This is a genomic window from Saccharothrix hoggarensis (assembly GCF_052936025.1).
This window is the reverse complement of record NZ_CP193624.1, coordinates 4874162-4889355: the sequence shown is the minus strand read 5'-3', so window position 1 is coordinate 4889355 and position 15194 is coordinate 4874162. Positions and strand designations below refer to the sequence as shown.

14 protein-coding genes are annotated in these 15194 nt (G+C 75.1%); 7 read left to right on the top strand and 7 right to left on the bottom strand.

All coding sequences use genetic code 11. The features are described 5' to 3' along the window. Window positions 1-12: 12 nt before the first annotated feature. The 4 genes from ACRAKH_RS21810 to ACRAKH_RS21795 all read right to left on the bottom strand — a co-directional run bounded on the left by ACRAKH_RS21810 (window position 13) and on the right by ACRAKH_RS21795 (window position 3714). A complete protein-coding gene (locus ACRAKH_RS21810) occupies window positions 13-1086 on the bottom strand; it encodes a DUF2332 domain-containing protein (RefSeq protein ID WP_447009234.1) in 1074 nt (357 codons plus the stop codon). Between the two features lie 34 nt (window positions 1087-1120). After that, on the bottom strand, window positions 1121-2074 hold the full coding sequence (locus tag ACRAKH_RS21805; protein WP_380730603.1) for a Gfo/Idh/MocA family protein: 954 nt from the start codon (window positions 2072-2074) through the stop codon (window positions 1121-1123). Window positions 2075-2155: 81 nt separating this feature from the next. Beyond that, window positions 2156-3211 carry an LCP family protein gene (locus tag ACRAKH_RS21800; protein ID WP_447009233.1) on the bottom strand — a complete coding sequence of 352 codons (1056 nt, stop codon included), beginning with the start codon at window positions 3209-3211 and terminating at the stop codon, window positions 2156-2158. Beyond that, window positions 3208-3714, bottom strand: coding sequence for a SigE family RNA polymerase sigma factor (locus tag ACRAKH_RS21795; protein WP_380728896.1), 507 nt, complete (start codon window positions 3712-3714; stop codon window positions 3208-3210). The genes ACRAKH_RS21800 and ACRAKH_RS21795 overlap by 4 nt, the downstream gene beginning before the upstream one ends. Before the next feature lie 262 nt (window positions 3715-3976). On the opposite strand from ACRAKH_RS21795, the gene ACRAKH_RS21790 reads away from it, so the two are divergent. Continuing rightward, entirely contained in the window at window positions 3977-5314 is a 1338-nt protein-coding gene (locus ACRAKH_RS21790) for a DUF4032 domain-containing protein (RefSeq protein WP_380728898.1), read from the top strand. 9 nt (window positions 5315-5323) lie between these two features. Then, a complete protein-coding gene (locus ACRAKH_RS21785; protein WP_380728900.1) occupies window positions 5324-6322 on the top strand; it encodes a YdcF family protein in 999 nt (332 codons plus the stop codon). Window positions 6323-6328: 6 nt separating this feature from the next. Here ACRAKH_RS21785 and ACRAKH_RS21780 read toward each other — a convergent pair whose 3' ends face one another. After that, window positions 6329-7111: a dioxygenase family protein gene (locus ACRAKH_RS21780; RefSeq protein ID WP_380728902.1), complete on the bottom strand. Its 783-nt coding sequence runs from the start codon at window positions 7109-7111 to the stop codon at window positions 6329-6331. Between the two features lie 77 nt (window positions 7112-7188). Next, window positions 7189-8649, bottom strand: a complete 1461-nt coding sequence (locus ACRAKH_RS21775; protein WP_447009232.1) for an aldehyde dehydrogenase family protein — start codon at window positions 8647-8649, stop codon at window positions 7189-7191. A 141-nt stretch (window positions 8650-8790) separates the two neighbouring features. Between ACRAKH_RS21775 and ACRAKH_RS21770 the strand changes: the two genes are divergently transcribed. Next, window positions 8791-10662, top strand: coding sequence for an IclR family transcriptional regulator domain-containing protein (locus tag ACRAKH_RS21770; protein ID WP_447009231.1), 1872 nt, complete (start codon window positions 8791-8793; stop codon window positions 10660-10662). A 326-nt stretch (window positions 10663-10988) separates the two neighbouring features. Beyond that, window positions 10989-11444 carry a DUF4383 domain-containing protein gene (locus ACRAKH_RS21765; protein WP_380728909.1) on the top strand — a complete coding sequence of 152 codons (456 nt, stop codon included), beginning with the start codon at window positions 10989-10991 and terminating at the stop codon, window positions 11442-11444. A gap of 221 nt (window positions 11445-11665) precedes the next feature. Here the strand turns inward: ACRAKH_RS21765 and ACRAKH_RS21760 are convergent, their stop codons facing one another. Next, window positions 11666-12877, bottom strand: a complete 1212-nt coding sequence (locus ACRAKH_RS21760) for a glycosyltransferase (RefSeq protein ID WP_447009230.1) — start codon at window positions 12875-12877, stop codon at window positions 11666-11668. A gap of 198 nt (window positions 12878-13075) precedes the next feature. On the opposite strand from ACRAKH_RS21760, the gene ACRAKH_RS21755 reads away from it, so the two are divergent. The 3 genes from ACRAKH_RS21755 to chrA all read left to right on the top strand — a co-directional run bounded on the left by ACRAKH_RS21755 (window position 13076) and on the right by chrA (window position 15172). Further along, window positions 13076-13318 carry an acyl carrier protein gene (locus tag ACRAKH_RS21755; protein ID WP_380730523.1) on the top strand — a complete coding sequence of 81 codons (243 nt, stop codon included), beginning with the start codon at window positions 13076-13078 and terminating at the stop codon, window positions 13316-13318. Between the two features lie 24 nt (window positions 13319-13342). Beyond that, window positions 13343-13834 carry a metallophosphoesterase family protein gene (locus ACRAKH_RS21750; protein ID WP_380730525.1) on the top strand — a complete coding sequence of 164 codons (492 nt, stop codon included), beginning with the start codon at window positions 13343-13345 and terminating at the stop codon, window positions 13832-13834. 213 nt (window positions 13835-14047) lie between these two features. Beyond that, the gene (chrA, locus tag ACRAKH_RS21745) at window positions 14048-15172 is read left to right on the top strand and encodes a chromate efflux transporter (protein ID WP_447009229.1); all 1125 of its coding nucleotides are present in this window, start codon (window positions 14048-14050) and stop codon (window positions 15170-15172) included. Window positions 15173-15194 lie beyond the last annotated feature (22 nt).

Here is a 15194-nt window from a genome sequence, read left to right as displayed (position 1 = left end):
TCCCGATCGGCGCTAGCAGTCTGCCGGCCACGCCACCAAGCGACCCCGGGACCAGCAGCGGCCGACGGCCTCGGCGCGCACGGTCGCCCCGTCGAACACCGCCAGGCCGATGGTGCTGTGGCCGGAGGCGCGGCGGTCGCCGAGGGTCGGGATCGCCGGCGCGACCCCGACCCCTTCCACCGAGACCCACGCCACGGGCCGACCGGACGCCGCTTCGTCCAGGCGGTGCAGGAAGCGCAGGCGGCCCTCCGGCGAGAGCCGCGACAGCGCCCACGTCGTGGTGACGACCGGCAGGGCGTGCGCGGGAACGCGGGCGAACGCGTCGGGCAGGAGGTCCACGACGTCACCGCGCAGCAGCACCGGGGAGACCGCCGCGGCCAACGCCGTCTCCGCGTCCAGCCGCGCGACCCGCTCCGACCGGTCCGGCGCGTCCGGCCACAGGCAGGCGCGCAACCACCGGGCGTCGTCCGGGTCGGTCACGTCGAGCGGGTCGGGGTCGACGCCGACGCGGGCGACGATCTCGGGCAGCGCCCGCGTCGGCACGGGCCGGTCGCCCACGACCGAGCACGACACGCGCACGGGAGACGCCGGGTCGCCCAGGGACTGCCCGTTGCCGTAGGCGATGGCGACGCGGTCGACGACGAGGTTGAAACCGGCCGCGCAGCCCACGTCGACCAGCCCGACCGCGTCCGCGCCGACCCGTCGCGCCACCTCGGCGACGGCCGGGTACAGGACGGCGCAGCGGCCGGTCTCGTCGGTCCGCGGCTGCCGGCGCGCGGCGATGGCCGCGACCGCGTCGGCCATCCGCACCAGCACGTCGATCGCCGCGCCGGCGGCGGCGTCACCGTCCCCGGCGGCGTAGGCCGCGGCCAGCGCGGGCGCGCGTCCGGAGAGGGCGAGGTCGTGCAGCGCGGCGAGGACCAGCGCGGGCTGACGCCTGCGCGCCGGCGCCGCCTCGATGGCGCGCAGCGCCTCGTCCGACCCGCTCAGGGCGAGGGCGACGCGTTCGTACAGCGGCGACGTCCCGGCGGCGTCGACCTCGGCGAACTGCCGGTAGACCTGCGCGAGCGTGCGAGCCCTACCCATGAGCGCGGAGCCTTCCCGTGATCGTCAACCGCGGTCACCGCACGGCTTTCGCGGCGTGCCGGGCGTGCTGGGCGTGCAGGGCCGTCAGGGCGGAGGCCGTGGCGAAGCCGAGGACCGGGTCGGGCCGGTCCGAGAGCAGGCTCGCGTACAGCGGCCGGTAGTGCGCGACCTTGCGCGGGGTGCGCCCGTCGCTGCCGTGCGCGTCCAGCAGTTCGCCGCCCCGGAACGCGAACGCGGTCATCGCCGTGTGGTCCAGCCACACCTCCACCTCGCCGCACGTCACCACGGTGGACTTGCTGCTCGCGCCGGTCATCCAGTCGGCGCGCAGCCGGGCCGTGCCGACCGCGCCGCGGGACCGGAACGACGCCACGGCCCAGCAGCTCGCGCCCTCGTCCCGCAGCGAGGTCACGTCCACCACGTCGACCAGGCGGGACAGCACGGACAGCTGGTTGATCCCCGAGTCCGCCCACGCCGAAATGTACGACGTGAACGCCCGCTCGCCCTTCAGCACGTAGGGGTCGTAGAACGCCGACGTGACGCCGGTGACCGGCCCCCACTCCGGGTGCGCCGCGATCCGGGCCGCCGCCCACTCCACCTCCGGCGAGAACGCGAAGTGGTGCGCGGTGAACAGCCGGTCCCGCACGCCGTCCAGGCCCGACAGCCGGTCGAGGTCCGCGGGGTCGAGCACCAACGGCTTCTCCACCAGCACCCGCGCGTCCGAGGTCGTCAGCACCTGCGCCGCGAGGTCGGCGTGCGAGTCCGCGGGAGTCGCGATCACCACGAGGTCCGGACGGTGGGCGGCCAACGCCGACGTCACGTCGCGGTGGTGCGCGGGCACGTCGCCGCGGAAGACGGGCGGCTCGGCGCGCGGGTCCACGGTGAACACCAGGTCCACCCCGGGCCGGTCCGCCAACACCTCCAGGTGGGTGCGGGCGATCGTGCCCACGCCGACCAACCCCACCCGGACCCGCTCACCGGTCGATTCCACGTCCGGCAGTATCCCCCGGCACGCCGACGAGCCCACCGGGTGTGGGGAACCGGTGGGCTCGTCGGCCGGCGGGAGGCCGGCTCAGTTCACGCAGCCGTCGACCGCGGTGGGCTCGCCGGGGCTCGGCACGGGCGTGACGCCGGGCCGGGCCGTCAGGAAGTCCCCCAGGAACGCGCGGACCTCGCCCTGGTCGGCCGTCAGCACCGCGCCGGCCTCCGTCGTGACCTGGTTGTCGTGCGGGATGGTCGCGGTCCGGACCCTCGGGCCCTGCGCCAGCAGCCGCAGGAACTCCGGCAGGTCCCAGGAGGGGTCGACGTGGACCGAGCTGCGGGCCAGCTCCAGCAACGGCGCCAGCTTCGCCGGGTCGGACACCGAGGCCGCCTTGGCGACCAGGCCGTTCAGGAACACCTGGTGCCGCGTGACGCGGTCCAGCTCGTGGTGGGGCAGGCCGACCCGCTGCCGCAGGAACGCCAGCGCCTGCTCGCCCTGGATGGTCTGCCGGCCGGCCGGCAGGTCGACGCCGGAGAACTCGTCGCGCACCGCCGCCCGCAGGCAGACCTCCACCCCGCCGACCGCCGCGGACAGCTCGGCGAACCCCGCCATCTCGACGGCGGCGTAGTGGTCGATCGGAACCCCCGTGAACGCCTCGACGACCTCCACCGTCGCCCGCGCCCCGGCCGCGTCGGCGTCCTGGCCCGCCGCGGCCTCGTAGGCGCGGCTGTAGGCGGAGTTCAGCTTGCCGGGGCCGACGCCGGGGATCTCGACCTGCAGGTCGCGGGGGAGCGACACGACGTTGACGGCGCCCTGCCCGTCGACGCGGGCCAGCACCACCGAGTCGGCACGGGGGCCGGGGCCCGCGTCCAACCCCATCAGCAGCACGGTCTGCGCGGTCGGCGTGGCGGGCGGCGGGGTCGCGGGCTGGACGCCCGCGTCGGGCGCGCCGCCCCGGTCCAGGCTCAACGGGACGATCACCGCGACGGCGGCCGCGACGGCGGTGAGCGCGGCGGCCGCGACCAACGCGAACGGCCGGCGGCGCGAGCGCCCGGCGTGCAGGTTCGCGAGCACGACGCGGTGGTCGACCGCCTCGGCGGCCTCCGCCGCGATCGCCTCGCGGATGAGAGCTTCCTGGTCGGTCATCGCAGCACCTCCGCCGGCACGTCCTCGTTGACCCGCAGCGTCTTGAGCGCCCGGGAGATGTGACTGCGCACGGTGCCTTCCGTGCAGCCCAGGATGCGGGCGATCTCGGCGTCCGTGCTGTCCTCGTAGTAGCGCAGCACGAGCGCCGCCCGCTGCTTGCGCGGCAGCACGGCGATCCGGGCGCGCATCGCGTCCCGCTCCGCGTGCCGCACGGCCGGGTCGGCGACCAGCGGCGACAGCTCGTCGAGCGCGGCGTGCGTGGAGGACACGTCCCGCGACGACCGGAGCCGCCGCCACGAGAGGTAGTCGTTGGTCACCATGCGCTTCACGTACAGGTAGGGCGCGTCCACCGCCCCGATGCGCGCCCACTTCTGCCGCGCGCGCAGGAGCACGTCCTGCACGATGTCCTGGGCGAGGTGCTTGTCGCACGTCAACGCCGTGGCGTAGCGCAAGAGTCGATCCAGGCGATCGGTGACGAACCGGTCGTAGTCGTCGTCCCGCACGTCGCCCCCTTCCGGTGCCGCTGTGGGTCGGTTAGCGCTCGGGAAACCCTTCGGAGGACGCGTCACGTTGAACCGACCGGGTGTGACCTGTGCCACGTGACGGCGGGCACGTCGGCGTCGGCGGCCCGCCGGCTGGGGTCGCCCGGCCGCCGTTCTTGATCGTGGTGAACAGGTCACTTCTCGGGCCGGAGCCTGGCTGGGCGGCCCGCGCACGGGGTACTTTCCGGTCGCCCGTCGCAGACCACCCAACCACGGGGAGCCCATGCGATTCCTGTTCCGCCCGCCCGCCACCGAAGCCGGTGGGCTGCTCGCCCTGCCGTGGGCACAGCCGCTGGAGGAGTGGGACGAGCGGCTGCTGCTGACCGTGCCGCAGCGGGGCATCTCCCGGCACGTGGTGCGGTTCGTGGCCAGCGAGGGCCAGGTGTACGCGCTCAAGGAGATCGCCGAGTCGCTGGCGCGCCACGAGTACGCGATGCTCGGCGACTTCGAGAAGGAGGGCCTGCCCGCGGTGTCGGTGCTGGGCCTGTGCGTGGACCGCCCGGACGACCAGCAGGCGATCCTGGTCACGCGGTACCTGGAGCACTCGATGTCCTACCGGTACCTGTTCTCCAGCCCGCGCGGCGAGCACTCGGCGGACCGGCTGGTGGACACGCTGGTCGAGCTGCTGGTGCGGCTGCACCTGTCCGGCACGTTCTGGGGCGACTGCTCGCTGTCGAACACGCTGTTCCGGCTCGACGCGGGCAACCTGGCCGCCTACCTGGTCGACGCGGAGACCGTGGAACGCCACCCGATCCTGTCCGCGGGCCAGCGCACCTACGACGTGGACCTGGCGCGCGAGCGCATCGGCGGCGAGCTGATGGACCTCGAGGCCGGCGGCCTGCTGCCGCCCGACATCGACCCCGTCGAGGTGGCCGACAGCGTGCCCCGGCGTTACGCCGCCCTGTGGGACGAGGTGACGCGCGAGGAGTTCTTCCGGCTGGACGAGCAGCGCTACCGCGTCGCCGAGCGCCTGCGCCGGCTCAACGACCTGGGGTTCGACGTCGGCGAGGTGGAGCTGGTCACGTCGGACAGCGGCGCGCGGCTGCGCGTGGACATCCGCGTCGCCGAGAGCGGCCAGCACCGCCGCGAGCTGTTCAAGCTCACCGGTCTGGAGGTGCAGGAGGGCCAGGCCCGGCGCCTGCTCAACGACCTCCGCTCGTTCCGCGCCTACCTGGAGCAGCGGGACGGCCACCCGGTCCCCGAGACCACCGCCGGCCACCTGTGGCGCAACGAGGTGTACGACCCGGTGGTCGCCGCCGTGCCGCCCGACCTGCTCGGCGTGCTCGCGCCGGCCGAGCTGTTCCACGAGGTGCTGGTCCACCGCTGGTACCTGTCCGAGAACGCGGGCCGGGACGTGGGCACGACCGCGGCGCTGCGGTCCTACCTGGCCACAGTGCTGCCGGGGCAGGACGGTGACCAACCCGACGACCTGACCGACGACGACCTGGCGGACGACGACCTGGCCGACAACGCGGAGGACGACCCGGCGGAGGACGACCCGGCGGAGGGCGATCGACCTCCCGGGACGGCGGGTGCCGGGGCGTCGCGGCCGGTCGCCTAGATTCGCCCCATGATCTTCGGGATCGCCGCCCTCGTCCCCGCGCTGTTCTTCGTCGTCGGCGTGCTCCGGGACCGGCGGCGGCTCGCGAACGCGGTGTGGCTCGGCGTGACGCTCGTGTTCCTGCTGCTCTGGCTGGTCTTCGGCGCAGCGGCGAGCGACGGGTGGCCCGCCGCCGCGGTCGCGATCGGGCTGGTGGCGGTGCTGCTGGGGCTGGGGCTGGTGCTGCCGGTCGCGTTGATCGCGAACGGCGTGCTGCTGGTGCGGCGGGAGGGTTTCCGCCCGGCGAACCTGCTGTCGCTGCTCGCCGGCCTCGCGATCTTCGGCGTGGTCCTCGCGTTCGGGTTCGCCACCGCGCACACCGGCCCGGTGGTCGACGTCGTGATCGGGTCGCTGCTGATCGTCGCCGCGTACGTCGCGTTCCTGTTCGTCAGCCTGCTGCTGTACTCGATCGCCTACGGCAGCGTCGGCCGCCGGACGGGGTTCGACGCGATCGTCGTGCTCGGCGCGGGCCTGATCGGTGACCGCGTGCCGCCGCTGCTGGCCAGCCGGCTGGACCGCGCGATCCACGTGTACCGCCGCGAGGTCGACGCCGGCCGGGCGCCGCTGCTCGTCGTCTCCGGCGGCCAGGGGTCGGACGAGGCGGTGTCCGAGGCGGCGGCGATGCGCGAGTACCTGCTGCGCCGCGACGTGCCCGACGACCGGATCGTGCCGGAGGACCGGGCGACGACCACCGAGGAGAACCTGCGGTACAGCGCGAAGCTGCTCGTGGACCGCGGCTGGAACGGCCGGGCGGTGGCGGTGACCAACAACTTCCACGTGTTCCGCGCGGCGGTGCTGGCCCGGAGGCTCAAGCTGCGGATGCAGATCATCGGGGCGCCCACGGCGCGGTACTTCCTGCCCAGCGCGTTCCTGCGCGAGTTCGTCGCGCTGCTCGCCCAGAACCCGGTCACGCATACCGTGACGTGCGGTGCGCTGGTCGCGCTGCACGTGGCGCTGACCCTGGGCTGAGCGGCGTCACACCCGCACGGTGAGCGCGGCGGTGTACCCGGCGGACACGTCGCCGGCGACGTCGGCCAGCTGCTCGTCGTGCCCGTCGCGGAACACGGTGTCGCTCGTCAACGACGTCCGCGCCATGTTCCGCACGCTCTGCACGTACCCGGCGGTGCCGTAGACGGCCTTGCAGACGTCCTCGGGCAGCGCGAGCTGGGACGTGGTGATCTTCGTGCCCGCCTTGGTCGCCTCGGCGAGGCTCGGGTAGACCTCGAAGTGGACGTGCGGCCACCGTCCCGAGTAGGCGCCGGGGAAGACGCTGGTGAACGCGAGCCGGCCGGACGGGTCGGCCTCCTGCACCCCGCGCAGGTAGTCCTCGTCCGTCACGCCCGGCGAGTACAGCGAGTACCGGCCGTCGATGTCGCAGTGCCACACGTACACCGCCGCGCCCGCGAGCGGCGCGCAGCCGGCGTCCAGCACGGTGAGCTCGATGCGCAGCGGCACGCCCTCGGCGGTGCGCGAGCCGGTGCCGGAGCTGGTGCGGATGTCACCGCGCACGATGCCGGACCTGGTGAGCACGTTCGGGCCGTTGGACCCGTCACCGGGGAAGGGTCCGGCGCTCTCGGCCGGGATCACGTCACCGCACCCGCCGGCGGTCGTGGGCGGTGACGTCGTCGCGGGCGGGTCCGCTCCCGTCGCGCACGCCGTCAGCGAGGCGAGCCCCGCGCCGCCCAGGAGCGCGAGGGCGTGCCTGCGGGTCACCGCGGCGAGGTCGAAGGCGAGTCCGCGGTCGTGGATGGGGGTCATGTCCTCCACAGTGACCCCGAATCCCGTGTCCCGCCTGCGGAACGCCGGTCGGATTGCCCGCGGGCGCGGCGCCGCGGTCAGAACGGGAACTGGGTGGGGGTGCCCGCGATCGTGACCCAGCGGGTGGTCGTGAACGCCTCCACGCCCCACCGCCCGCCGAACCGGCCGTAATCACTGGCCCTCACCCCGCCGAACGGCGCCTGCGGCTCGTCGTCCACGGTCTGGTTGCCGACGTGCACGATCCCGGTCCGCAGCCGCCGCGCCACGGCCAGACCGCGCCGGGTGTCCTCGGTGAGCACGCCCGCCGTCAGGCCGTACTCGGTGTCGTTGGCGAGCGCGATGGCCTCCTCGTCGTCCGCGACCGCGATCACCGTCACGACCGGCCCGAAGACCTCCTCGTGGTGGACCCGCATCGCGGGCGTGACGCGGTCCAGCACGGTCGCCGGGTAGGCCGAGCCGTTCGGCTCGCCGCCTCCGGCACGGACCCGCGCGCCGCGCTCGACGGCGTCCGCGACCAGGTCGGCCACCCGTCGCGCCGAGCGCGGGTCGATCACCGGGCCCACCACCGTCGCCGGATCGGCCGGGTCGCCGTGCGGCAGCCGGGCGACCTTGGCGGCCAGCCGGGCGGTGAACTCCTCCGCGATCGAGTCGTGCACCAGCACCCGGTCGGCCGACATGCAGATCTGGCCCGCGTTGGTGAACCCGCCGAACGCCACCGCGTCCACCGCGTGGTCGAGGTCGGCGTCGTCCAGCACGAGCACGGCGTTCTTGCCGCCGAGTTCCAGCACGGCCGGCTTGAGGTGCCGGGCGGCGAGTTCGCCGATGATCCGGCCGACCCGCGTGGAGCCGGTGAAGTCGACCGCGCGCACCCGGTCGTCGGCGATGAGCGCCTCGGCGACGGCCGCCGCGTCGGCCCGGTCGTTGGTGACGACGTTGAGCACGCCGTCCGGCAGACCCGCCTCCCGCAGCACGTCGGCGAGGAACAGCCCGCTCGCGATCGGGGCGTCCTCGCTGGGCTTGAGCACGACGGTGTTGCCGACCGCCAGCGGCGTCGCGATCGCCCTCGTGCCGAGGATGACCGGCGCGTTCCACGGCGCGAACGCCGCCACCACGCCGACCGGCTCGCGCACCGCGAGGGACAGCCGGCCGTCGACCTCGGTGGTGAGGACGTCGCCGACCGGCCGGGTCGCGGCGGCCGCGGCCTCGCGCAGGATGCCCGCCGCGAGCGCGACGTTGAAACGCGCCCACCCGGCCACGCCGCCCACCTCGGCGGCCATGACCGCGACCGCCTCGTCGACCCGCGCCTCCAGCACGTCGGCGGCCTTGAGCGCGATCCGCCGCCGGGACGACGGCGGCAGCGCCGACCACGACGGGAACGCGGCGTGGGCCGCCTCCACCGCACGGCGAACGTCCGCCGGCCCCCCGGCGGCGACGGTCGCGTACACCTCGCCGGTGTGCGGGTCGAGGTCGGCCGTGGTCCGCCCGTCGGCGGCCGGCACGTCCCGACCGCCGAGGTGGAGGCCGCGCTCCAGGATCATCAGGGCTCCGTTCGCCCAGCGAAATACTGTTCGCTGAGGACACACAGCCTGTCGGTCCGTCCCGCCCGCCGTCAAGATCGGCCTACGATGAATCGCACACCGCGACCGCCTCGGTCCGGACCGACCAGACGGGACCAGACCGTGCCGGACGTCGCCCCCACCGAGGCCGCGCCGGGCCCGGTGACAGGGGCCGGCGCGGGCACGTTGGAACGCGGGCTGGCCGTGTTGCACGCCGTCGCGAGCCACCCCGAACCACGCCTGCGCCGCGGCGACCTGACCAAGGCGACCGGCCTGCCGAGGTCCACCGTGGACCGGATCGCGGCGACCCTGCTGCACCTCGGGTACCTGCGCGCCGAAGGGCCGGACCTGCTGCTCTCCCTGCGCGCGATGGAGCTCGGCAACGCCTACCTGGCGTCGTGCGGCCTGGTCCACCCGCTCGCGCCGCTGCTCACCCGGCTCGCCGACGAGCTGGACGAGTCCGTGACCCTGACCGTGCCCGACGTGGACGGCGTGCGGCTGATCGCCCAGTCGACCCGGCGGCGCGCGGTGTACCTCGCGTTCCACGTCGGCGGGGTGCTGCCGGACGACCGCACGGCCGCGGGCGTCGTGCTGGCCGCGACGTGGCCCGAGGAGCGGTTCGCGGCGTGGCGGCGACGCCGGGCCGGCGACCCGCTCGACGCGGGCTTCCCGGCCGTCCCGCCGCTGACCGCGCCCCCCGACGACCGCGAGGTGCTGTTCCGCGCCCGCGTCGCGGAGGCCCGTGCGAAGGGGTGGGCGCTGGACGACCAGTGGGTCGAACCCGGCCTGCTGGCCATCGCCGCACCGGTGCACGACCCGGCGGGCCGGCCGGTGGCGGCGGTGAACGTGCTCACCCACACCAGCAGGCACACCGCCGACACGTTCCCGGACACCGTCCTGCCCCGGCTGCGGGTCGCCGTCGCGGACATGGAGGCAGCCCTGCGCCCGCCCGCCACCACCCCCCGACCAGCCACCACCACCAAAACCGCCGCGCCTGCCGCAGCGGCGGTCGATGCCGCCGCCGCCACCGCCGCCGCCGCAGCCGCGCCCGCGACTGAGGCCGCTACCACTCGGGCCTCCGGGGTCGGGGCCGATGCCACCGCGATCGGAACCGCCGGGGTAGGCGGGGTCGGGACTGGAGTCGCCGTGACCGGTGCCGCTGGGGTCGGTGCTGTGGGAACCACCACCATCGGTGCCGCCGGGGCCGGGGATGCCGCGATTGGCGCGAGGGTGACCGGGGCCGGTGGCACCGGGGTCCGGGGTGCTGAACCCACCGCCGACGACCTCCGGTCGGCCAAGGAGGCGCTGGGCATGGAGTTCCTCGAAACGCTGGCCCGCGGCCTGGCCGTGTTGACCGCGTTCCGCCACGCGCCGGACGGCCTCACGATCTCCACCGCCGCCGAGGCGAGCGGCCTGCCCCGCGCCTCCGCACGACGTGCCCTGCACGTGCTGTGCGACGCCGGTTACGCCTCGACCGACGGCCGGAAGTTCGCGCTGCTGCCCCGGGTGCTGGACCTCGGCTACGCCCGCCTGGCCCCGCTGACCGTGTCGGACATCGCCCAACCCCACCTGGCCGACCTGGCCGCCGCCGTGGGGGAGTCGGTGTCCCTGGCCGTCCTGGACGGTGACCAGGTCCGGTACGTCGCGAGGGTCGCCGCGGGACGGGTCATGCGGGTCGACATCACGGTCGGCAGCCGGTTCCCGGCCCGGGCGACGTCACTGGGCCGCGTGCTGCTGGCCGCACGCCGAGGCACGCCGGCGGACGACTGGGCCATCGTGGACGAGGAGCTGAACGAAGGGCTGCGCTCGCTCGCGGTCGGCGTGCGTGACGGGTCGGGCGCGGTGATCGCCGCGGTCGGCGTCGCGCTGCACGTCGGCCGCACCACGCAGGCGGAGACGGCGGCACGGCTGCTGCCGCCGCTGCGGCTGGCCGCCGCCCGGATCGAGGCCGACGTGGCGGTGGCGTTCGACCAGGCGCAGCTGGTCGTCCACTGACGGCCGCCGCGGGCCGGGCGCACGGTCGTCGGCCGAGCGGCGGCCACGCCAGGGCGATCACGACGACCGGTGACGTGGCCGTGCTCGTCGCGGCCGGGCTGGTCGGCGGGGGTCGCGCGGCGGGGTGGACGAGCGCGAAGTCCTCACCGCCTGGCGCGCCCGGTTCGAACCCCGCGGGACGTGAACCGGCGTCCGTCCTCATCGGTCCGAACGCGCCGGCGGGCGGTCCGGACGAAACTCCTCTCCGGTGCAGTTTGCGGCTCGCCACGCCGGGTAGTCGGTCGGCGTCCGAAGTGGTACCTCTTCCGCGACGCACGGGAGTCGAGATGACCCGACCCGACACGGCATCGACGCGCACGCCGGTCCAACTGGCCGCCACGGCCGTGGGCGCGGTGTTCCTGGTGGTGGGCATCGCCGGGTTCATCCCCGGCGTGACCACCGACTACGACACGCTCCAGTTCGCAGGCCACGAGTCCCAGGCCAAGCTCCTCGGCCTGTTCGCGGTCTCCATCCTCCACAACATCGTCCACCTCGCCTTCGGCGTCCTCGGCCTGGTCATGGCGCGGACGGCGCGGGGCGCCTTCGGGTACCTCGTCGGCGGCGGCGTGATCTACCTGGTGCTGTGGCTGTACGGCCTGGTGATCGACCACGACAGCGCGGCCAACTTCGTGCCGGTCAACACGGCCGACAACTGGCTGCACCTGCTGCTGGGGCTCGGCATGATCGCCCTGGGCTTCATCCTGGACCGCTCGTCCCGCAAGGGCGGCGCCCGAGTCCGGTGACGAGTCGTCCGGGCGGTGGAGCGCCGCCCGGACGGTGACGTGCCGCTCGACCGAGCCGGTGGCGGCTCCACGGACCCGACCGTGGCCGCCACCGGCTCGCAGGCCTGTCGTGCGACCGTGCTCGTCCACCCCAGGGCAGTCCACCCCCAGGCCGTCCACCCAGGCCGTCCACCCTCTGCCGCGCGGCGACATCTTCCGCCGCGCGGCAGGGGCGGCTGCGTCTACACGTCGTGGACCATCGTCCCGCCGTCGCGGACCGCCCCGTCGACGGCGGCGGCCTCGACCACCTCCGACAGACCGGTCGCCAGCCGGTAGACGCGGACCGTTTCGGCCGCGATCCGGGCCGTGCTGTACCGGGCGTCCACGCGGTCCGCGGCGGCCACGCCGTAGGCGTCGCGCCGGGCGGCGTCGGCCAGCAGCGGGCGCAGCACGCGGCCGAGCGCCCTCGGGTCGTGCGGCGGCACCAGCAGCCCGGTGACCCCGTCCACGACCGTGTCGGTAGCCGCGCCCGCGGTCGCGGCGACCACCGGCACGCCGCACGCCATCGCCTCCAGCGGCCCCACCCCGGCCGACTCGTCGTGCCCGTCGCACACCACCACGTCGGCGGACCGCAGCAACGCGGGCATCGCGGCGCGCGGCACCCGGCCGACCAGCCGGACCCGGTCGCCCACGCCGTGCGCGCCGGCGTGCTCGCGCAACCGCCGCACGTCACCGGGCCGACCGCCGACCACGACCAACTCGGTGTCCCACAACGACCTCAGCACCGCGATCACGTCGTCGGCGCCGGACGCGGCCGCCACGATCCGGTGCGGCGCCTGCCGGTTGAGCCGCGGCCCCTCCGGCTTGAACTGCCCGCTGTCGACGCCCGGCGGCACCACGGAGATCCGCGGTCGCGGCACGCCGAGGCGCACCAGCGTCGCCCGCTCGTCGGTGCAGCCGGCGACGACGCGGGTCGCCTCGCGCCCGATCAGCCGTTCGGTGGACACGCGGGCCTCGGGGACGTCGTGGTCGCCGTCCTCCTGCTCCACCGCGCCCAGCGAGTGGAACGTCTGCACCACCGGCACGTCGAGGCCGTTGGCGGCCAGCACCGAGGCCACACCGGACGTCCAGTAGTGCGCGTGCACCACGTCCGGCGGGTCGGCCCGCCACTGCGCGCGCAGGAACCGGGTGAACTCGTCCAGGTGAGGAAGCAACTCGTCCGGGTGAAGTGCGCTGGGTGGTCCGGCCGGGACGTGCACCACGTCGTAGCCACGCCGGGTGCGCACGTGGTCGGGCGACCGGACCGAGTCGCGGCGGGTGTGCACCACGACGTCGTGGCCCGCCTCCGCCAAGGCCGCCGCGAGGTCCGCGACGTGGACGTCCTGACCGCCCTCCTCGGCGTCACCGAGGACGGGCAACGGGTTCGCGTGCGCCGAAACGACCGCGATTCTCATGGGTTCCTCCAACCGCTGTTGCGCGGTGGCCGCGTCAAGCCTGATCAGGCTGTCGTCTCAACCCAACTTCGCACCGTACAAGCAACCCCGCACCCCCGCCACTCAGCGCGACCGGGTCCGTGACGGACGGTTGACGGCGCCGTCGCCGGGTATGGAGTGGACGACCACCGACCGACCGCCCGACCCCGAGGAGTGACCATGGCCACCGGTGAGACAGGTTTCGACGACGTCGCCTACGACCTGATCTCCGTGCAGTACCACGCGCTCAAGGCGGGCCACGACTACGGCCAGTACGTGCGTGACGCCGAGAACGCGGGCCGCACCGAGATCGCCGAGTTCTTCCGGCGGGTGATGGAGGAGGACTCCGCGCGCGCCAAGCAGTGCCACGAGTTCCTGAAGGAGCTGACCGTCGGCGGCGACGCCGGCCCGGCCGCCACCTGACCGGGGCGGGGTGCGGTGCCCGCCATGCGGGTCGTCGTGCTGTCCGACACCCACGCGCCCCGGCGGTGGAAGTCGTGTCCCCCGGAAGTGGCGAAGCACCTGCGCGGCGCGGACGTCGTCCTGCACGCCGGTGACGTCTGCGTCGCGCCGGTGCTCGACGAGCTGGCGCAGTACGCGCCCGTGACGGCGGTGTGCGGCAACAACGACGGCCCGGACGTCGTCGCCTGGGGCGCGCCGGAGACCGTCGAGGTCGACCTGGCCGGCCTGCGCGTGGCGATGGTCCACGACAGCGGCCAGGCGACCGGTCGCACCGCCCGGCTGCGCCGCCGGTTCCCCGCGGCCGACCTGGTGGTGTTCGGCCACTCCCACATCCCGATGGACGTCACCGGCGACGGCGTGCGGATCTTCAACCCCGGCTCGCCCACCGACCGCCGCCGCCAGCCGCACGGCACGGTCGGGCTGCTCGACATCGCCGACGGCGTGCTGCTGAAGGCCCGGATCGTGCCGGTGACGTAGCCGCCGGCGGCCCGTCGGCGCTGGGTAGGGTGCCCGGTGTGAAGGCCGCACCGCTGATCCCCGACCGGCCGGGGACGCCCGTCCGGCACGGTGGGGAGCCGACCGACCGGACCCCTTCGCCGACGCGCGCCGCGGACGCGTCGTGAGCGGGTTCGGCCACCGCTCGCCGCGCCGGACGTCGCCTGCGGGCCGGGTCGTGGCGGGGGCGGCGTAGTGAGCCGGGTGGGGCTGGGGACGATCGCCCGCGAGTGGGGGCGGATCGGCTGCGTCGGGTTCGGCGGGCCGCCCGCGCACATCGCGCTGCTGCGCGACCTGTGCGTCACCCGGCGCGGCTGGCTCACCGACCGCGAGTTCGAGGACGGCGTCGCGGTCACGAACCTGCTGCCGGGACCGGCGTCGACGCAGCTCGCGATCCTCTGCGCGTGGCGGCTGCGCGGCGCGGCGGGCGCGCTGCTCGGCGGCGTGTGCTTCATCGTGCCGGGACTCGTGCTGATCCTGGCCCTCGCGGCGCTGTTCCTCGCCGACGACGCGCCCGCGTGGGTGACGGGTGCGGCGGCCGGCGCGGGCGCGGCCGTGCCCGCCGTGGCGGCGCACGCGGCGTGGGGGCTGCTCCCCGGCAGCCGGCAGCGCGTCGGCGCGGGCCGGGCGGCCCTCGTCCGGTGGGTGCTGTACCTGGTGGCGGGCGGGGTCGCGGCGGCGGTGACCGGGCCGTGGCTGGTGCTCGTGCTGATCGCCGCAGGCCTGGTGGAGATCGCGGTCCGGACGCCGTCCGGCCGCCGTGCCGCGTGGCCGGTCGTGCTGGCGCTGCCCGCGGCCGGTGGCGGGCTGGGCGCGGTGGCGTGGGTGTCGGCCAAGGTCGGCGCGCTGTCGTACGGCGGCGGGTTCGTCATCATCCCGCTGATGCGGCAGGACGCCGTTCACACGTACGGGTGGATGAGCGACGCCGAGTTCCTCAACGCGGTCGCGCTCGGCCAGATCACGCCGGGACCGGTCGTGCAGACGGTGGCGGTCGTCGGTTACGCCGCGGCGGGGCTCGCGGGCGGGCTGCTGGCGGCGTTCGTCGCGTTCGCGCCGTCGTTCGCGATGGTCATCGCGGGCGGCCCGAGGCTCGAACGGCTGCGTGACAACGCGAAGGCCCAGGCGTTCCTGACCGGCGCGGGAGCCGCCGCCATCGGGGCGATCGCCGGCACCACGCTGCCGCTGGCCTGGTCGCTGCACGAGCCGTGGCAGTTCGCGCTGCTCGGCGTCGCGGCGCTGTGGCTGCTGGCGCTGCGCAAGGGCGTGGTGAGCGCGCTGGTCGGCTGCGGCGTCATCGGGGCTTTGGTCGCGCTCTTCTGAGCGGGCACTCCGGCACAGGCGG

Bases quoted from the DNA above. Each gene is read 5' to 3' on its own strand.
- ACRAKH_RS21790 (WP_380728898.1), top strand. From the start codon at position 3,977: ATGCGATTCCTGTTCCGCCCGCCCGCCACCGAAGCCGGTGGGCTGCTC.
- ACRAKH_RS21785 (WP_380728900.1), top strand. From the start codon at position 5,324: ATGATCTTCGGGATCGCCGCCCTCGTCCCCGCGCTGTTCTTCGTCGTC.
- ACRAKH_RS21775 (WP_447009232.1), bottom strand. From the start codon at position 8,649: ATGATCCTGGAGCGCGGCCTCCACCTCGGCGGTCGGGACGTGCCGGCC.
- ACRAKH_RS21750 (WP_380730525.1), top strand. From the start codon at position 13,343: ATGCGGGTCGTCGTGCTGTCCGACACCCACGCGCCCCGGCGGTGGAAG.
- ACRAKH_RS21760 (WP_447009230.1), bottom strand. From the start codon at position 12,877: ATGAGAATCGCGGTCGTTTCGGCGCACGCGAACCCGTTGCCCGTCCTC.
- ACRAKH_RS21810 (WP_447009234.1), bottom strand. From the start codon at position 1,086: ATGGGTAGGGCTCGCACGCTCGCGCAGGTCTACCGGCAGTTCGCCGAG.
- ACRAKH_RS21780 (WP_380728902.1), bottom strand. From the start codon at position 7,111: ATGACCCCCATCCACGACCGCGGACTCGCCTTCGACCTCGCCGCGGTG.
- ACRAKH_RS21800 (WP_447009233.1), bottom strand. From the start codon at position 3,211: ATGACCGACCAGGAAGCTCTCATCCGCGAGGCGATCGCGGCGGAGGCC.
- ACRAKH_RS21755 (WP_380730523.1), top strand. From the start codon at position 13,076: ATGGCCACCGGTGAGACAGGTTTCGACGACGTCGCCTACGACCTGATC.
- ACRAKH_RS21765 (WP_380728909.1), top strand. From the start codon at position 10,989: ATGACCCGACCCGACACGGCATCGACGCGCACGCCGGTCCAACTGGCC.